This window comes from Rhodovulum sp. 12E13 (genome assembly GCF_003340565.1).
Taxonomy (GTDB): Bacteria; Pseudomonadota; Alphaproteobacteria; order Rhodobacterales; family Rhodobacteraceae; genus HLUCCA09.
Genome location: NZ_QPLK01000019.1, coordinates 40,637 through 56,599, shown reverse-complemented (window position 1 = coordinate 56,599; position 15,963 = coordinate 40,637). Strand labels below are relative to the sequence as shown.

At 71.5% G+C, this 15,963-nt stretch carries 16 protein-coding genes; 15 read left to right on the top strand and 1 reads right to left on the bottom strand.

Annotation, left to right across the window (positions count from 1 at the left end):
• The first annotated feature begins 33 nt into the window (after positions 1 to 33).
• The 6 genes from DLJ49_RS15575 to DLJ49_RS15550 are packed head-to-tail and all read left to right on the top strand — an operon-like array spanning position 34 to position 6,724.
• Complete coding sequence (locus DLJ49_RS15575; RefSeq protein WP_115394478.1) at positions 34 to 987, top strand: carbohydrate ABC transporter permease; 954 nt, start codon at positions 34 to 36, stop codon at positions 985 to 987.
• Positions 984 to 1,799 carry a carbohydrate ABC transporter permease gene (locus tag DLJ49_RS15570; RefSeq protein ID WP_115394477.1) on the top strand — a complete coding sequence of 272 codons (816 nt, stop codon included), beginning with the start codon at positions 984 to 986 and terminating at the stop codon, positions 1,797 to 1,799. The genes DLJ49_RS15575 and DLJ49_RS15570 overlap by 4 nt, the downstream gene beginning before the upstream one ends.
• 10 nt (positions 1,800 to 1,809) lie before the next feature.
• On the top strand, positions 1,810 to 2,958 hold the full coding sequence (locus tag DLJ49_RS15565) for an ABC transporter ATP-binding protein (RefSeq protein ID WP_115394476.1): 1,149 nt from the start codon (positions 1,810 to 1,812) through the stop codon (positions 2,956 to 2,958).
• A 3-nt stretch (positions 2,959 to 2,961) separates the two neighbouring features.
• The gene (locus DLJ49_RS15560; RefSeq protein ID WP_115394475.1) at positions 2,962 to 4,503 is read left to right on the top strand and encodes an FGGY-family carbohydrate kinase; all 1,542 of its coding nucleotides are present in this window, start codon (positions 2,962 to 2,964) and stop codon (positions 4,501 to 4,503) included.
• Positions 4,500 to 6,041 (top strand): FGGY-family carbohydrate kinase, encoded by a 1,542-nt coding sequence (locus tag DLJ49_RS15555; RefSeq protein WP_115394474.1) that lies wholly within the window; start codon positions 4,500 to 4,502, stop codon positions 6,039 to 6,041. Before DLJ49_RS15560 ends, DLJ49_RS15555 begins: the two co-directional genes overlap by 4 nt.
• Positions 6,038 to 6,724: an HAD family hydrolase gene (locus DLJ49_RS15550; protein ID WP_115394473.1), complete on the top strand. Its 687-nt coding sequence runs from the start codon at positions 6,038 to 6,040 to the stop codon at positions 6,722 to 6,724. The genes DLJ49_RS15555 and DLJ49_RS15550 overlap by 4 nt, the downstream gene beginning before the upstream one ends.
• Positions 6,725 to 6,761: 37 nt before the next feature.
• Here the strand turns inward: DLJ49_RS15550 and DLJ49_RS15545 are convergent, their stop codons facing one another.
• Positions 6,762 to 7,619, bottom strand: coding sequence for an IclR family transcriptional regulator (locus DLJ49_RS15545; RefSeq protein WP_115394472.1), 858 nt, complete (start codon positions 7,617 to 7,619; stop codon positions 6,762 to 6,764).
• 157 nt (positions 7,620 to 7,776) lie between these two features.
• Between DLJ49_RS15545 and DLJ49_RS15540 the strand changes: the two genes are divergently transcribed.
• Genes DLJ49_RS15540 through DLJ49_RS15500 form a run of 9 tightly spaced genes read left to right on the top strand, consistent with a single transcriptional unit; the run spans position 7,777 to position 15,956 of the window.
• Complete coding sequence (locus tag DLJ49_RS15540) at positions 7,777 to 8,754, top strand: tripartite tricarboxylate transporter substrate binding protein (RefSeq protein ID WP_158547484.1); 978 nt, start codon at positions 7,777 to 7,779, stop codon at positions 8,752 to 8,754.
• Positions 8,755 to 8,759: 5 nt separating this feature from the next.
• The gene (locus DLJ49_RS15535) at positions 8,760 to 9,221 is read left to right on the top strand and encodes a tripartite tricarboxylate transporter TctB family protein (RefSeq protein WP_115394470.1); all 462 of its coding nucleotides are present in this window, start codon (positions 8,760 to 8,762) and stop codon (positions 9,219 to 9,221) included.
• The gene (locus tag DLJ49_RS15530; protein ID WP_115394469.1) at positions 9,218 to 10,708 is read left to right on the top strand and encodes a tripartite tricarboxylate transporter permease; all 1,491 of its coding nucleotides are present in this window, start codon (positions 9,218 to 9,220) and stop codon (positions 10,706 to 10,708) included. Before DLJ49_RS15535 ends, DLJ49_RS15530 begins: the two co-directional genes overlap by 4 nt.
• On the top strand, positions 10,705 to 11,628 hold the full coding sequence (locus DLJ49_RS15525) for an SMP-30/gluconolactonase/LRE family protein (RefSeq protein WP_115394468.1): 924 nt from the start codon (positions 10,705 to 10,707) through the stop codon (positions 11,626 to 11,628). Before DLJ49_RS15530 ends, DLJ49_RS15525 begins: the two co-directional genes overlap by 4 nt.
• Positions 11,629 to 11,653: 25 nt before the next feature.
• Complete coding sequence (locus DLJ49_RS15520) at positions 11,654 to 12,517, top strand: transketolase (protein WP_115394467.1); 864 nt, start codon at positions 11,654 to 11,656, stop codon at positions 12,515 to 12,517.
• Positions 12,510 to 13,517: a transketolase family protein gene (locus tag DLJ49_RS15515; RefSeq protein ID WP_115394466.1), complete on the top strand. Its 1,008-nt coding sequence runs from the start codon at positions 12,510 to 12,512 to the stop codon at positions 13,515 to 13,517. The genes DLJ49_RS15520 and DLJ49_RS15515 overlap by 8 nt, the downstream gene beginning before the upstream one ends.
• Positions 13,514 to 14,059: a 2,4'-dihydroxyacetophenone dioxygenase family protein gene (locus DLJ49_RS15510; protein ID WP_233489071.1), complete on the top strand. Its 546-nt coding sequence runs from the start codon at positions 13,514 to 13,516 to the stop codon at positions 14,057 to 14,059. The genes DLJ49_RS15515 and DLJ49_RS15510 overlap by 4 nt, the downstream gene beginning before the upstream one ends.
• A complete protein-coding gene (locus DLJ49_RS15505; protein ID WP_199533387.1) occupies positions 14,056 to 15,195 on the top strand; it encodes an iron-containing alcohol dehydrogenase in 1,140 nt (379 codons plus the stop codon). The genes DLJ49_RS15510 and DLJ49_RS15505 overlap by 4 nt, the downstream gene beginning before the upstream one ends.
• Positions 15,192 to 15,956, top strand: a complete 765-nt coding sequence (locus DLJ49_RS15500) for an SDR family NAD(P)-dependent oxidoreductase (protein WP_115394465.1) — start codon at positions 15,192 to 15,194, stop codon at positions 15,954 to 15,956. Before DLJ49_RS15505 ends, DLJ49_RS15500 begins: the two co-directional genes overlap by 4 nt.
• The last annotated feature ends 7 nt before the right edge of the window (positions 15,957 to 15,963 follow it).

Below are 15,963 nucleotides of genomic sequence, written 5' to 3'. Positions count from 1 at the left end.
CCGCCCCCGGATGGTCGAACGCTCGGAGCCCTCATGGTCGCCTCGCCCGACAACGCGATGCTGGCCGGGTCGCCGCGAAGGCGCCCGGCCGATGCCGCCCGCCGCGCCGAACGGCGCTCGACCTGGCTGCTGCTCGCGCCGGCGATCGCCTTTCTCGTGGTCATGGCGGTGTGGCCCTTCGCCTACCTGCTCTATGCCTCGTTCACCTCCTACCAGCTCGCGGTTCCGATCCCGATCGAATTCGTCGGCATCGACAATTTCACGCGGCTGCTGCAGGGCGAGCGCTTCTGGTCGAGCCTCGGCATCACCGCGATCTTCGCGCTCGTGGCAGTGCCGCTCCAGATCGCGGTGGGGCTGGGCCTTGCGCTGCTCATCAACTCGGTGGCGCGGGCGCGCGAGTTCTACGCGTCGCTGTTCCTGATCCCGATGATGCTGGCGCCGATCGTCGTCGGCTTCGCTTGGAACCTGTTTCTCAACCCGATCTACGGCCCGCTCAACAGCGCCCTGCGCGGCATGGAGCTGTCGCCGCCCGCCTGGGCGCAATCGCCCGACTGGGCGCTGCCCACCATCGTTCTGGTCGACATCTGGCAGTGGACGCCCCTCGTCATGGTGATCCTGCTGGCCGGGCTGCGGGCGATCCCCGCGACCGTGTTCGAGGCGGCGCGGGTCGACGGATCGACCCCGCGCCAGACCTTTCGCAACATCGTGCTGCCGATGCTCGCGCCCTACATCGTCGTCGCCTTCGTGCTGCGCTTCATCGACAGCTTCAAGGTGTTCGACGTCATCTACATCCTGACGCGCGGCGGCCCCGGCACCTCGACCCAGAACCTCGCGTATTACACCTACGATCTGGGCTTCAACCGGTTCGAGTTCGGCGCGGCGGGGGCGCTGTCGATCATCCAGCTCGTCGTGCTGATCGTCGGGACCAGCCTGATCCTCGCGGCTGCCCGCCGGGGTGCCGGCGGCATGGAAGGGAGGCGCTCATGACCCGGACCGCATGGGGCGAGGCCGGGCGTCACGCCCTCCTGATCATCCTGCTGCTGGCGATGCTCGCGCCGCTCCTGTGGCTGCTGCTCACGGCGTTCAAACCCTACGAGGAGCTGTTCCGCAGCCCGCCGACGATCTGGCCCGACGCGCCCACCCTGCGCAACTTTTCCGAGGGCTGGGCGATCGGCGGTGGCAAGGGGATCGTCGACAGCCTGATCGTGTCTACCCTCTCGACCGCGATCTGCCTCGTCCTGGGCTTCCCGGCCGCTTACGCGCTGGCGCGCCGGTTTCCGCCGCACGGTCAGCTCAGCTTCACCATCCTGTCGTTACGGATGCTGCCGCCCATCGTGCCGGTGATCGGCTTTTATCTGCTCTACCAGAAGCTGTCGCTGTTCGACACCTATGCCGGCCTGATCCTCGTCTACACGTTCATGAACCTGCCGCTCGTCGTCTGGCTTCTCGCCGAGTTCATGCGCCAGATCCCGCGCTCGTTCGAGGAGGCGGCCCGGGTCGACGGCGCGAGCTGGTTCCAGCTCTTCCGCGACGTGCTGCTGCCGCTGTCGCTGCCCGGCGTGGCGACGGCCGGGATTCTCGCGATGATCTTCGCGTGGAACGAGTTCCTGTTCGCGCTGGTGCTGACGGGCGACGACGTCATCACGCTGCCCAAGGCCCTGGCCAGCTTCTTCCTGTTCCAGCAGCCGAACTGGGGCCAGCTCGGCGCCATCGGCATCGTCGCCTTCGGGCCGCTCTTGCTGCTGTCCTACTACATGCAGAAGCTCCTGATCCGGTCGTTCACGATCACCCAGCGCTGAGGAGGACCCGATGGCGAAAGTCGAGCTGAGGAACCTGCAGAAGCGTTACGGCGACACGGTGCACGCCGTGCGCGACGTGAACCTCGAGATCGCCGACGGCGAGTTCTTCGGTCTGCTCGGGCCGTCCGGTTCGGGCAAGACCTCGGTCCTGCGGATGCTCGCGGGCCTCGAGGCGGTGAGCGAGGGCGACATCCTGTTCGACGGTGCGTCGGTCGTCGCGCGCAGCCCGCAGGAGCGCAACATCGCGATGGTGTTCGAGCAGAACGCCCTCTACCCGCACATGACAGGCCGGCAGAACATCGCCTACCCGCTGAAGGTGCGCGGCACCCCGAAAGACGAGATGAAGCGGCTCGTCGACGACGTGGCCGAGATGCTCAACATCGCCCACCTGATCGACCGCAAGGCGGCGCAGATGTCGGGCGGCCAGCAGCAGCGGGTGGCCATCGCCCGCGCCCTGGTGCGCCGGCCCAACCTTCTGTGCCTCGACGAGCCAATCGCCCATCTCGACACGCTGCTGAGGGCGCGGCTGCGGGGCGAGCTCAAGCGTCTGCAGCGCGCGCTCGGGATGACCTCGGTCATCGTCACCCACGACCCTGTCGAGGCGATGACGATGACCGACCGGCTGGCGGTGATGCGCGACGGCCGCCTGCAGCAGGTGGGCACCCCCGACGAGATCCACGACCGGCCGGCCAACGCCTTCGTCGCGCAATTCTTCGGCGTCCACTCGATGAATCTCTTTCCGTTCGAGGGGCTGTCGGGGCCCGACGGGCGGGTGGCGCGCTGCCAGGGGCAGGAGGCGCTGCTGCCCGAGATGGCGCAGCGCTTCGCCTCTGCCGACGGCCGCCTCTTGCTGGGCTGCCGGCCGGGCGCACTCCGGCTGCGGCGCGCGGGCGAGGCGGCGCCGGAGGGGGCGCTGCGCCTGCCCGGAAAGGTCTACGTGGCCGAGCAGATCGGCGACGAGATGCTGGTGACGCTGCAGGTGGGCGAGCTGAGCGCGACGGCGCTCCTGCCCGAGCGGCAGGCCTTCGGCATCGACGAGCCGGTGACCCTGACGGTCGACGCCGCCGCGCTCTATGCCTTCGACCCCGGCAGCGAGGCCACGCTGCATTTCGGCACGGGCGGCGAGCCCGGCGTGCCGCTGCACGCGGCGGGGCTCTGAGCGATGGCCTTCGTCCTCGGGATCGACAAGGGCACCTCGGTCGTGAAGGCGGTGGTGTTCGACGCTGAGGGCCAGGTGCGCGGTCGCGGGGAGGAGCGCGTGGCCGCGCTCGTCCCGCGCCCCGGCTGGCACGAGGAAGACCCGGCCGACACCTGGGCCGCCTGCTGCCGCACGATCCGCGCCGCTCTGGCCGATGCCGGGATCGGGGGCGGGGATATCGCCGGTGTGGGCATCGCCGCGCACATGGGGGGCGCGTGGATCGTCGATGCGCGGGGCCGGCCGCTGCGCAACGCCGTCTGCTGGCCCGACGAGCGCGCGCAGGGCGACCTGGCCGACCTGCAGGAGGCAGACCGCCTCGATGCGGCCTTCGCCATTTCGGGCAACGGCCTGATGCCGGGCATCACGCTGCTGATCCTGCGCTGGCTGTCGCGCCACGAGCCCGAACTGCGCGCCGAGGCGGCCGCGGTGCTGTCGGCCAAGGATTACCTCCGCCTGCGGCTCACGGGCGATGTCGCGACCGACCCCTCCGACGTGTCGTTCATGCCGGGCGACATCGACCGGCGCAGCCATTCGGCCGAGTTGATGGCGCTGATGGGGGTCGAGGACTGGGCCGCGACCATGCCGCCGATCCTGCCTTCCGATGTCATCGCGGGAGCGGTCACGGCCGAGGCCGCAACCGCCACGGGGCTGGCCGAAGGCACGCCTGTCGTCACCGGACTGGGCGACGCGGTGGCCAACCTGATCGGCGCGGGCCGCTCGGCACCGGGTGATGCGGTGACCGTGCTCGGCACCTCCTGCCTCAACTCGACCGTCCTCGACGCGCCCGGCCGGGCGCCGGACGGGCTCGGCTTCCTCTTCGCGATGCCGGGGGCGCGCTACGTGCGCATCCTGCCCAACACGTCGGGCACGATCACGCTCGACTGGTTCCTCGACCGGTTCGGCGGGCCGAAGCGCCCTGACGGAGCGTGGGATTTCGACGCCCTCGGCGCCGAGGTCGCCGCCGTGCGGCGGGGCGCCGAGGGCGTCGTGCTGGTTCCCTACCTCAACCCCGCCGGCGTGCTGGCGCCGTTCTACGACCCGCGCGCGCGCGGCGCCTTCTTCGGGATGAGCAGCCAGACCGGCCGCGCCCACCTGCTGCGCGCGATCTTCGAGGCGCTCGCCTATTCGACGCGCGACTGCTTTGCCGCGATGCCCGGCACGCGCGCCTCGCTGACGCTGACCGGCGGCGGCGCGCGCAGCCCGGTGTGGGCGCAGATGTTCGCCGATATCTGCGGGCTGCCGGTGCAGGTCTGCACGACCGACCAGACCGGCGCACTCGGCGTCGGGCTGCTTGCCGGCGTCGCCACCGGCCTCTGGCCCGATCTCGCCACGGCGCAGGCCCGAGCGGTGTCGATTGCCGCGACCTACGATCCCGATCCCGTGGCGGTGGCCGACTACGAGGGCTGGTTCGGGCTCTACCGCGACTGTCGCGACGTCTACCGCGGGCTGTCCGAGGCACGCTCGGGCCTTGTCGCGGCGGTCCCTGCCGAGGGAGGGGCCCCATGACCTGCGTGATCGGGATCGACAAGGGGACGAGCGCCACCAAGGCGGTCGTGTTCGACGCGGGGTGCGGGCGCGTTCTCGGCGAGGCAAGCCGCCCGACGCGTGCGCTCCACCCGCGCCCCGGCTGGCACGAGGAGGACATGGAGGCGATGTTCGAGGGCGTCGTCGCCTGCATCCGTGGCGCGGTCGCTGAGGCCGGCGTGGCGCCCGAAGACGTGGCGGCCATCGGCGTCTCGGGGCACATGGGCGGCGTCTGGGCGCTCGACGCCGCGGGCGCGCCGCTCGGCCACGCCATCGCCTGGCCGGACTCGCGCGCCGCCGGGCTGCTCGGCGAATGGGAGCGCGAGGGCCTTGTCGCGCGGATCGGGCAGGTATCGGGGAACGCCCCGATCCCCGGCGTTCCGCTCGCGCTGCTTGCATGGCTCAAGCGGCACGAGCCCGAGCGATACGGCGCGATCGGCACGCTGTTCTTCGCCAAGGATTACGTCAACTATCGGCTCACCGGCCGCCGCGCGACCGACGAGTCCGACCTGTCGTTCTTTCCCTGCGATACCCGTGCCCGCGCCCTGTCGCCCGAGCTGCTCGCACGTGCCGGCATCGACGAGGCCGCGGACATGTTGCCCGAGGTACTGCCGACCGGCGCCCCCGTCGGCCCCCTGACCGCCGAGGCCGCCGATCAGCTCGGGTTACGCGAGGGCACGCTCGTCGTCTCGGGGGCGGGCGACGCGGTGGCGGCAGCCCTCGGAGCGGGCGCGACCGCGCCGGGGCAGGCCGTGACGGTGATCGGCACCAGCTTCATGAACAACCTGACCACCGACCGCCCCCTGACCGAGCCCGAAGGCGTCGGCTTTCTCTTCCTGATGCCGGGCGGGGCGTGGCAGCGGCTGATGGCCAACACCGGGGGCGGCACGCTCTGCCTCGACTGGGCGGCCGAGATGTTCTGCGGGGGGCTGCTCGAGGCCGAGGGCGGGCGCGGCCCCGCCTTCTTCGCCGCGCTCGAGCGCGAAGTGGCGGCGGTACCGCCGCTCGCGCGGGGGCTGATCGCGCACCCCTACCTCAACACGTCGGGCATGTCGGCGCCGCGCTTCGACCCGGCCGCGCGCGCGTCGATCTACGGCCTCGACACCTCCACCACGCCCGCCGAGATCGTGCGCGCGGTCATGGAGGGCGTCGCCTTCTCGATGCGGCAGTGCTACGCCGCGCTCGGCGCCGAGGTGTCGGAGATCCGGATCACCGGCGGGGGCGCGCGCTCGGCCACGTGGCGGGCGATCTGCGCCGGAGTCATGGACCGGCCGCTTCGCACCATAGAGACGGAGGAGACCGGCGCGCTCGGCGTGGCGATGCTGGGCGCGGTGGCGGCGGGCGCACACGCCGATCTCGCGGCCGCGACCCGCGCGATGGTGCAGACGGGCGCCGACGAGGTGCCCGACCCGGCGCTGGTCGCGGCCTACGCGCGCGGGGCGCCGCTCTTCGATGCGCTGGGCGATGCGCTGATCCCGCTCTGGCAGCACCGGGCGCGTCTGCTGGAGGGCGGCGCATGAGCGTCCCGCGTCGGCCGGGCGAGGCCCGCCACGTCATGTTCGATCTCGATGGCACGCTCGTCGATACCCGCGCGGCGGTGGAGGCGTGCTATGCCCGCGTGTTCGAGCGGCACCTGGCCATTCCCTTTCCCCCGCGCGACCTGCCGGCCGACCTGTTCGCGATGCGCCCGCGCGAGGTGTTCGGCCTCGTCGCGCCGGGCGAGGCCGACCGGCTCTACGAGGCCTACAGCGAGGCCTATCCCGACTGCGCCGCGTTCGTGCAGGTCTTTTCCGGAGCGGCCGAGCTGATCGCCGGGCTGCGCGCCGCGGGCCGCGTGCCCAGCCTCGTGACCAACAAGGGCAAGGAGCGGACCCTGATCGACCTTTCCGTGGCGGGCATCGACCCGGCGGACCTGTCCGCGATCGTGACCGCGGAGGATACCGCGGAACGCAAGCCGGATCCGGCGCCGATCCTGCTCGGCCTCGCCCGCGCCGGCGCCGAGCCGGCCGAGGCGGTCTATGTCGGCGACGGTCCGCAGGACATCGAGGCGGCACGCGCGGCCGGGCTGGCCTGCGTGGCGGTGAGCTACGGCTTCTACTCATCCGAGGCGCTCGCCGCCCTTCACCCCGCCGCGCTGGTCGATGACGTCCCTGCACTCGCGGCGGTGCTGTCCGCCACGCTTCGGCGTGGTTCGGCAGCCTGACGGCGCTCGGAGGCCCGACACGCCGCAACGGGCCGCTTCAGGTGCCGGGGCGATGGCCGAGCCGCGCAGAGATGCTCGCCGCCGCGTCGCAAAGGGCGGCCGACAGCTTCGACTCCTTCTCGGTCAGCGTCTTCAGCATGCCTCCCACGCTCACGGCGGCGATGGCGGTGCCCTGCGCGTCGAAAACCGGGGCGCCGAAGGCGCCAACGCTCGCGGTCACGTCCTCGGCGCTGCGCGAATAGCCTCGCTCGCGGATCCCGCGCAGCGTGTCGCGCAGCTCATCGGGCGTCAGCGGCGCACCGGTCATCGTCTGCAACGGGCCCGAGGCGAACACCTCTTCGAGCAGGTCGTCGCGATGGGCTAGCAGGGCGGTGGGTCCGCCGCCGACATGAAGGGGCAGGGACTTGCCCACGTCGAGCACCATCACCCGCACGAGCGAAGGGCCCTCGACGCGCTCCAGACACACGCCGCGCAGGCCGTCCGGCACGATCAGATAGGCCGTCTCGCCGCCCCGGGCCGCGAGATCGACCAGCACTTCGGCCGCGATCTCGCGTAGTTTCAGCGCGTTGCCAGCGCTTGCGCCCAGGCGGAAAACGCGCAGTGTCAGGTGATAGCCCGCCCCGCTGCGGGACAGCCAGCCGACCCGCTCCAGCGTGCTCAGCAGCCGATAGGCCGTCGTGCGCGTGTAGCCGCTCCGCGCGACGATCGTCGGCAGGGAAAGGACCGGTTCGCCCTCGTCGAAAAGCTCCAGCAGGCGTACCGCCTTCTCGACCGACGCCACGTAGTTCTTCGGGTCACTTTCGGTCTGCCCCTGCCGCGCCCGTGCCGGCCCGGACCGCGCCGTCCCGCCCCCGGCCGGATGCCGCACGCCCCGTTCGGCCCCGTCTTGTGCCATGTCGCCGTCTCCCGCCCCTCAGCGATGCCCCGCCGATCGATGTTGACAGGGCTCGAAACGAAAGCCAATCTGCCGACTGTTCACAATACGGACTATGCATCCGGATTGCGGACAAATTGAAGGCGGCCCGACAGGGCGCCTCAAGGGAGGAGACAGCATGACCACGATGAACCGGGGCGTCCGCGCCCTCTGCACGGGCTTGTCCGCGCTTCTGGCCACGACGGCTGCAACAGCCGTCGCGGCCCAGCAATTCCCGTCCGAGCCGATCCGCATCGTCATCGGCTTCGCCGCCGGGGGCTCGACCGACACGAACACGCGCGCGCTCGCCGCCGCGGCCGAGGAGACCTGCGGCACCGAGATCGTCATCACCAACCAGCCGGGCGGCTCGGGGGTGATCGCGCTCGACACGGTGCGCAACTCCGACGCCGACGGCTACACGATCGCCACGACGCCGACGGAGATCAGCGCCGTCTCGCACATGGGCCTGAGCGACATCACGCACCAGGACTTCAGCGCCGTCATGCGCTTCGTCTTCGACCCCCACGGTTTCTTCGTCACGCCTGACCCGCCCTACGATTCGCTGCAGGACGTCGTCGACGCGGCCAAGGGCGGCGAGACTATCCGGGTCGCCACCTCCGGTCCGGCCAGCCCCTACGCGATCACCTTCGAGGACATGGCGCGCAACACGGGCGTGACGGGGCAGCTCGTCAACATCCCCTACCAGGGCGACGCCATGGCGATTCCGGCGGCCCTGAGCGGCGAGGTCGATCTGCTGGTCACGAACGCCTCGAACGTCGTGGGCCAGGTGGCCGAGGAGGCGCTGGTGCCGCTCGGCGTCGCAAGCGACAGCCGCATCGCGATCCTGCCCGACACGCCGACACTCGCGGAGCAGGGCATCGACGTCACCGGCGGCTCGATCTTCGGCCTCGCGGTGCCGGCCGGCACGCCCGCCGACCGGGTGGAGGCGCTCAATTCCTGCTTCGAGGCCGCCTTCCGCTCAGATTCGTTCAACGCCTATGTCGAGCAGAGCGGGGTGAACCCGGCCTATCTCGGCGCCGCCGACTACGACGCCTACCTCGCCGCCGAGTATCAGCGCTATGGCGAGCTTCTCGAGCAGTTGGGCCTCGCGCAGTAAAGTCCATGCCGTCGACGCCTCAGACGGGCTCTGTCGTCCCGCCCCTGCTGGTGATCCTGCTGGGGGCGGGCGCACTCTGGGCCGCCATGGGCATCCGGCCGGGAATGCTGCCCAACGACCCCGGGCCGGCCTTCCTTCCGATGGCCGCCGGCGCCGCGCTTGTGGGCCTCGGCCTGCGCCTGCTCGTCGCCCGCGAGCCGCACGACGGGATGCCACGGGGGGCGATGCTGCTCCGCGTCGCCGGCACCATCGGCCTGACCCTCGCCTATCTCGCAACGCTGGAGCGCTGGGGCTTTCCCGCCTCGACCTTCGCCTTCCTGACCTGCCAGATGGTGCTCCTGGGGGTGCGCTCGCCGCTCGCGCTGGCGACGCTGCCGGCCGGCCTGACGGCGCTCACCTACCTTCTGTTTCGCGTGCTTCTCTCGGTGCCCCTGCCGGCCACGCGCATCGGGGGCATGCTGATATGAGCGGCTGGGCCGAGGGCTTCGCCGTCCTGCAGGACTGGTCGGTGCTGGCCATGGTCCCGATCGGGGTGCTGCTCGGCGTCTCGATCGGGGCGATCCCCGGCCTGTCGGCGACGGTCGGCATGGCGATGTTCCTGCCCTTCACCTTCACCCTCGACCCGTTGACCGGCCTCGTTCTTCTGCTCGGCATCTACAACGGCGCCTGCTACGCCGGCGCGATTCCGGCCGTGCTCATCAATACGCCCGGCACGCCTTCGTCGGCTGCGACCACGCTCGACGGCTACCCCATGGCGCAGAAGGGTCGGGCCGGCGAGGCCCTGACGCTGTCGCTGCTTGCCAGCGTCGCGGGCGGGCTGATCGGCACGGCGCTGCTGGCCTTCTTCGCCCCGGTGCTCGCGCGCTACGCGCTGTCGTTCGGCACCCCGGAATACTTCGCCATCGCCGTCCTCGCCCTGACCATCATCGCCTCGATCGGGGGCGGGCAGATTTCCAAGGGGTTCGTCGCCGCCGCGCTTGGCCTGCTGATCGCTTCGATCGGGTTCGACCCGGTTGCGGGCTTTCCGCGCCTGTCGTTCGGCAGTTCCGACCTGTCGGGCGGCATCCAGCTCATCCCGCTGCTGGTCGGGATCTTCGGCATGGCCGAAGCGCTGACCCAGCTCGAACGCGCCATCGCCTCGCGCCTCGATCGCCGCGAGATCGGCGGCTTCGGCATCGGCGCGGGCTGGGCGCGGCGTCTGCTGCCGACCACGGCCGGCGCAAGCGCGATCGGTTTCGGCACGGGGATGCTGCCCGGCGTCGGCGGCGATATCGGCGGCTACATCGCCTACAACGAGGCCAAGCGCTTCGGCGGCGCCGCGGCGCCCTTCGGGCAGGGAGAGCCGCGCGGCGTGGTGGCCGCTGAGGCGGCGAACAATGCCAGCAACATGGGCTCGCTCGTTCCAACGTTCGCGCTGGGCATCCCCGGCAACACGCAGGCCGCGGTGCTGCTGGGCGCGCTCCTGATCGCCGGGGTGCAGCCGGGGCCCGGCCTCTTCAACACGGCACCCGAGCTGATCTACGGCTCGTTCCTGGGGATGGCGCTCGCCTATCTGTGCCTTCTCGCCATCGGCCTGCTCGGGATCCGGCTGTGGATCCGGGTCATCCGGATCCCGTCGGTGTATCTTTGGCCCATCGTCATCCTGTTCTGCGTCGTGGGCGCCTATGCCGTGCGCAACACCACGTTCGACGTGCTGGTGATGCTGCTCGCCGGGGTGCTCGGCTACCTGATGACCAAGGCGCGCTACCCGGTCGCCCCGCTCCTGATCGCCGTGATCGTCGGCCCGATCGCCGAGGAGAATTTCCGCCGCTCGATGATCCTGCACCAGGGCAGCTACGAGTGGCTGTTGCAACCGCTGACCGCGTCCATCCTTGCCTTCGCCGCCGCCTCGCTGGTCTTCTCGGCCTGGCGGCATCGCGGTCGGGCGCGGGCGGAGCGGGAGATGGCGCGATGACCCGGTTCGAGACGATGGCCGAGGGCCTCGCCTTTCCCGAAGGCCCCGTCGCGATGCCCGACGGCAGCGTCGTGGTGACCGAGATCGCCCGCGGCTGCCTGACGAGGATCGCGCCCGACGGCGGCGCCACGCGCCTCGCCCAGACGGGCGGCGGGCCGAACGGCGCCGCGCTCGGTGCCGACGGCATGCTCTACGTCGCCAACAACGGCGGCTTCTCGTGGGAGACGGAGAACGGTTGGCGCCCGACAGGCCGCGCGCCCGACAATTCGGGCGGCTCGATCCAGCGGGTCGATCCCGGGACCGGCGCCGTCGAGACGCTCTACACCGAGTGCGAGGGCACGCCGCTGCGCGCGCCGAACGATCTCGTGTGCGACGCCCATGGCGGGATCTGGTTCACCGACCATGGGCACCGCTCGGGGCGGACGCTCGATTTCGGTGCGGTTTACCACGCCGCCTGCGACGGCACGCGCATCGTCGAGGCCGCCTTTCCCCTGATCGGGCCCAACGGAATCGGCCTGTCGCCCGACGGCGCCACCCTCTACGTCGCCGAGACGTCGAGCGGGCGGCTCTGGTCGTGGCCCGTCGAGGGCCCCGGCGTGCTGCGGCAGGCCGACTGGCCCTCGCCCACCGGTGGCGAACTCGTGGCCGGCCTGCCCGGTTTCCAGCGCTACGACAGCCTCGCCGTCGAGGCGGGTGGCAACGTGGCCGTGGCCACCCTGCGCTTCGGCGGGATCGTCGTGATCTCGCCACGGGGTGGGCTCGTCGAGCGCGTCGCGCTGCCCGATCCCTACACCACCAACATCTGTTTCGATCTCCGCGACCCGGAGGTGGCCTACGTCACGCTGTCGACCACCGGGCGGCTCGTGCGCATGCCCTGGGCCAGGCCGGGCCTGCCCGTGCCGCCACAGCCCGCGTCGTGAGAGAGCCCTGCAAGAGAGAGACCGCATGACCACATCCCCGGCCACGGCCGCCCCGAGCAACCACCCGCCCGGCGCCCCCGATCTCGACGAGCTGCGCCGGCGTGCCTTCGCCCTGCGCCGCAAGATGATGGGCATGGCCGCCGGCAAGGGCGAGGGCTACATCGCGCAGGGGCTGGCGATGGCCGACTGCCTCGCCGCCCTCTACTTCCACGAGATGCGCCACGACAGCGCGCGCCCCGACTGGCCGGATCGTGACCGCTTCCTGCTGTCGACCGGTCACTACTCGATCGCCATGTATGCCGTGCTGGCCGAGGCCGGCTACATGGACGAGGCGCTGCTGCCCTCCTACGGCCTCAACGGCTCGGCCCTGCCGATGAGCACCTTCGACGAGACGGTCGGTGTCGAGATCGTCGGCGGCTCGCTCGGTCACGGCCTCGGCCAGGCGGTCGGCATGGCGATGGGCCTGCGGATGGACGGCTCGCCCGCCCGGGCCTTCTGCGAGTTCTCCGACGGCGAACTGCAGGAGGGCTCGACCTGGGAGGCGGCGATGGGCGCGGCCACCTTCCGCTGCGACAACCTCGTGGCGCTGATCGACTGCAACGGCATCCAGGCCGACGGGCCGGTGACCGTGGCGATCGAGCCGGTGGCCGACAAGATGGCCGCCTTCGGCTGGGACACGACCGAGGTGGATGGCAACGACATGGGCGCCCTCGTCGCGGCGCTCGCGGGTGCGCGGGCCGCCGACGGACGGCCCAAGGCCATCGTCATGCGCACCACGCCGGGTCACGGCGTGCCGACCATCGTGGCGCGCGAGCGGGCGCATTTCGTGCGTATCGCCGACGACGAATGGGACGCGCTGATCGCCGAACTGGAGGCCGGCAATGCCTGACGCACCGATCGCGAACCGCACCCGCGGCATGGGCGAGATCGTCGAGGTGGCCGGCAAGCAGACCGAGCTCGCCCCCTTCGGCCGCACGCTGGCCGAGCTGGGCCACGAGCGCCCCGAGATCGTCGGGCTCACCGCCGACATGGGCCGCTACAGCGATATCCTGCCGTTCCGCGACGCCCATCCCGACCGCTTCTTCAACGTCGGCATGGCCGAGCAGAACCTGATGATGGTGGCGGCGGGCCTGTCGAAGGTCGGCAAGATCGCCTTCTGCACGACCTACTCGGTGTTCATCACCCGCCGCGCCTACGATTTCGTCGCCATCGCCTGCGCCCATTCGAAGGCCAACGTGAAGATCTTCGCCGGCATGCCCGGCCTCGTGAACGGCTACGGCGCCACCCACCAGGCGACCGAGGATCTCAACATGATGCGCGGCATCGCCGATCTCGCGGTGATCGACCCCTGCGACGCGACCGAGCTCAAGCAGGTGGTGCGCGCGGCGGCCGACATCCCCGGCACGGTCTACGTGCGAAATCTGCGGGGCAAGGTGCCGGTCGAGCTCGGAGACGACTACCGCTTCACCTTTGGCAAGGGGCAGGTGCTGCGCGCGGGCGACGGCCGGGTGGGCATCATTGCCACCGGCTACATGAGCGCCCGCGCCCTCGAAGCCTGCCGCTCGACCGCCGCCGAGGGCCACGATCCAAGCGTGCTGCACCTGAGCACCATCAAGCCGTTCGACGCGGCCGCCGTGCTCTCGTTCGCGCGCGACCACCAGCGGCTGATCGTGGCCGAGAACCACAAGACGACCGGCGGGCTGACGACGCTGGTAATCGAGGCGCTCTACGAGGCGGGGCTGCACCGCCCGATGACGCGCATCGGCCTCGCCGACAGCTTCTTCGAATGCGGCTCTCAGGAATACCTCGAGGCGAAATACGGCGTCGACCTGCCCGCCTTCGAGTCCGCGATACGACAGGATGGAGCAGGCGCAGGAGGCCCGACATGAACCAGCTCGACCGGAACGCGGGGCGCATGGACCCCGCCAAGCAGCCCTACGCCCGGCCGCAGCCCTTCGGCATGATGCCGGACATCTTCGCGCCCGGCGCGCTCGACCTCGACGGCGACGAGCAGAGCTGGGTGCCGCAGGCCGAGGGCGTCTGGTTCCGCCCGCTCGTGCTGTGCGTCAGCCAGGGCTATTACGTGAATCTGCTGCGCGTACGCAATTCGGGCGTGCTGTCGCGCCACCGCCATGCCGGCCCGGTCCATGCGATCACGCTGCGCGGGCGCTGGCACTACCTCGAGCACGACTGGCAGGCGGTACCGGGCGCTTACGCCTTCGAGCCGCCGGGCGAGACGCACACCCTCGTCGTGCCCGACGGCGTCGACGAGATGGTGACGTTGTTCCACGTCACCGGCGGATACGTCTACGTCGATCCCGAGGGCCGGGCGATGGGCTACGAAGACGTGTTCACCAAGCTCGATGCCGCACGGGCCCACTACGAGGCGATCGGCCTCGGCGCGGCCCATGCCGAGAGCCTGATGCGGTGACGGCGACGGGGGCGATCACGGGCGCCCCGCCGGCGGGCCTGCCCGAGCCCGACGGCGGCATCCGCCTGTTCGGCGGACCGGGGCGCTATCACCAGGGGCCGGGCGCGCTCGACCTGCTCGGCGAGGTCGCCGCGCCTTTCGGCCCGGCGCCTCTCGTGGTCGGCGACGCGCATGTCATGGCGATGTTGCGGCCCCGGCTCGAGGCCCTTCTGGCGGGGGCGGGACTGCGCCCGGCCTTCCGCACGCTCGAGGGCGAGATCACCCGGCCCGCCATCGCCGCGCTTGCGCGAGGTGCCGAGGCGGCCAGCGTCGTCGTCGGCGTCGGCGGCGGCAAGTCGCTCGACGCGGCCAAGGGCGTCGCCATGCTCCTGCGCGCGCCCGTCGTCACGGTGCCCACCATCGCCTCGAACGACAGCCCCACCAGCGCGGCCGTCGCGATCTACGACGACGACCACGTGATGGTCGCGGTCGACCGGATGGAGGCCAGCCCCGCCTGCGTGCTGGTCGACACGGCGCTGATCGCCGCCGCGCCCGCGCATTTCCTGCGGGCGGGCATCGGCGACGCCATCGCCAAGAAGTTCGAGGCCGAGGGCTGCATGGCAGGCACCGGCCTCACGCCGTTCGGCACGCGCCCCCTGCTGACGGCGCTGGCCATCGCCGACTGCGCCCATGCCACGATCCTGCGCCACGCCGAGGCTGCGCTGGCCGCCTGCGAGGCCGGAGAGTCGACGCCCGATCTCGAACACGTGGTCGAGGCCGTCGTGCTAATGAGCGGGCTCGGCTTCGAGAACGGCGGGCTGTCGCTGGCCCATTCGCTCACGCGGGGCCTTGTCAGGGCGCGCGGGGCGCGCGACGCGATCCACGGCGCGCAGGTGGCCTGGGCGACGCTCGTGCACATGGCCGCCGAGGGGCGGGGCGACGACGAGATCCTGTCGCTCGCCCGTTTCTACCGCCGCATCGGCCTGCCGGTGCAGCTCGCCGACCTCGGCATGGCCGAGCCGAGCAACGCCGAGATCGACGAGATGGCCCGCCTGACCATGACCGCGCCCCACCTCGCCAACTTCGCCGCCCCGCTCGACCGGGCCGCGGTTGGCGCGGCGATCCTGCGGGCCGAGGCGCTGGGAGCGACCGTGTGACCGCGCCCGGCGATCCCTTCGACGTGGCGGGCCGGCGCGCCCTGATCACCGGCGCGTCGTCGGGCCTAGGCCGGCATTTCGCGGGCGTGCTCGCGTCTCGCGGCGCGCAGGTGACGCTGGCGGCACGCCGCCGCGCGGCGCTCGACGCCGCCTGCGCCGGGATCACCGAGCGCGGCGGCGCGGCCGAGGCCGCTGTGCTCGACGTCGCCGACGAAAGGGCGGTCGCGGCGTTCTTCGACGCCGCCGCGGCTTTCGACATCGTCATCAACAATGCCGGAATCTCGCGGCCGGGCGCTTTGGGCGACCTCTCCGCCGCCGACTGGGACGACACGATGGCGGTGAACCTGCGCGCCCCCTTCCTCGTGGCGCAGGCCGCGGCGGCGGCCATGCGGTCGGCGGGGCAGGGGGGAACGATCGTCAACGTCGCCTCGATCCTCGGCCTGCGCGTGGCGGGCGGCGTCGGCGCCTATGCCGCCTCGAAGGCGGGGCTCGTCCAGCTCACGCGGGCGATGGCGCTGGAATGGGCGCGCGACGGCATCCGCGTCAACGCGCTCTGCCCCGGCTATGTCGAGACCGACATCAACCGCGACTTCTTCCAGACCGAGCGGGGCCGCGCCCTGATCCGCCGCGTCCCGCAACGCCGCCTCGGCACGCCGGCCGACCTCGACGGGGCCCTGTTGCTGCTCGCCTCGGATGCCGGGCGCTTCATGACCGGGGCCGAGCTGGTCGTCGACGGCGGCCACCTCGTGTCGAGCCTGTAGGAGAGCG

What these genes read in the sequence shown, in the direction of transcription:
- DLJ49_RS15545 (WP_115394472.1), bottom strand. Translation starts at nt 7,619, where the DNA reads ATGGCACAAGACGGGGCCGAACGGGGCGTGCGGCATCCGGCCGGGGGC.
- DLJ49_RS15575 (WP_115394478.1), top strand. Translation starts at nt 34, where the DNA reads ATGGTCGCCTCGCCCGACAACGCGATGCTGGCCGGGTCGCCGCGAAGG.
- DLJ49_RS15555 (WP_115394474.1), top strand. Translation starts at nt 4,500, where the DNA reads ATGACCTGCGTGATCGGGATCGACAAGGGGACGAGCGCCACCAAGGCG.
- DLJ49_RS15540 (WP_158547484.1), top strand. Translation starts at nt 7,777, where the DNA reads ATGACCACGATGAACCGGGGCGTCCGCGCCCTCTGCACGGGCTTGTCC.
- DLJ49_RS15560 (WP_115394475.1), top strand. Translation starts at nt 2,962, where the DNA reads ATGGCCTTCGTCCTCGGGATCGACAAGGGCACCTCGGTCGTGAAGGCG.
- DLJ49_RS15535 (WP_115394470.1), top strand. Translation starts at nt 8,760, where the DNA reads ATGCCGTCGACGCCTCAGACGGGCTCTGTCGTCCCGCCCCTGCTGGTG.
- DLJ49_RS15520 (WP_115394467.1), top strand. Translation starts at nt 11,654, where the DNA reads ATGACCACATCCCCGGCCACGGCCGCCCCGAGCAACCACCCGCCCGGC.
- DLJ49_RS15550 (WP_115394473.1), top strand. Translation starts at nt 6,038, where the DNA reads ATGAGCGTCCCGCGTCGGCCGGGCGAGGCCCGCCACGTCATGTTCGAT.
- DLJ49_RS15525 (WP_115394468.1), top strand. Translation starts at nt 10,705, where the DNA reads ATGACCCGGTTCGAGACGATGGCCGAGGGCCTCGCCTTTCCCGAAGGC.
- DLJ49_RS15515 (WP_115394466.1), top strand. Translation starts at nt 12,510, where the DNA reads ATGCCTGACGCACCGATCGCGAACCGCACCCGCGGCATGGGCGAGATC.
- DLJ49_RS15565 (WP_115394476.1), top strand. Translation starts at nt 1,810, where the DNA reads ATGGCGAAAGTCGAGCTGAGGAACCTGCAGAAGCGTTACGGCGACACG.
- DLJ49_RS15570 (WP_115394477.1), top strand. Translation starts at nt 984, where the DNA reads ATGACCCGGACCGCATGGGGCGAGGCCGGGCGTCACGCCCTCCTGATC.
- DLJ49_RS15510 (WP_233489071.1), top strand. Translation starts at nt 13,514, where the DNA reads ATGAACCAGCTCGACCGGAACGCGGGGCGCATGGACCCCGCCAAGCAG.
- DLJ49_RS15530 (WP_115394469.1), top strand. Translation starts at nt 9,218, where the DNA reads ATGAGCGGCTGGGCCGAGGGCTTCGCCGTCCTGCAGGACTGGTCGGTG.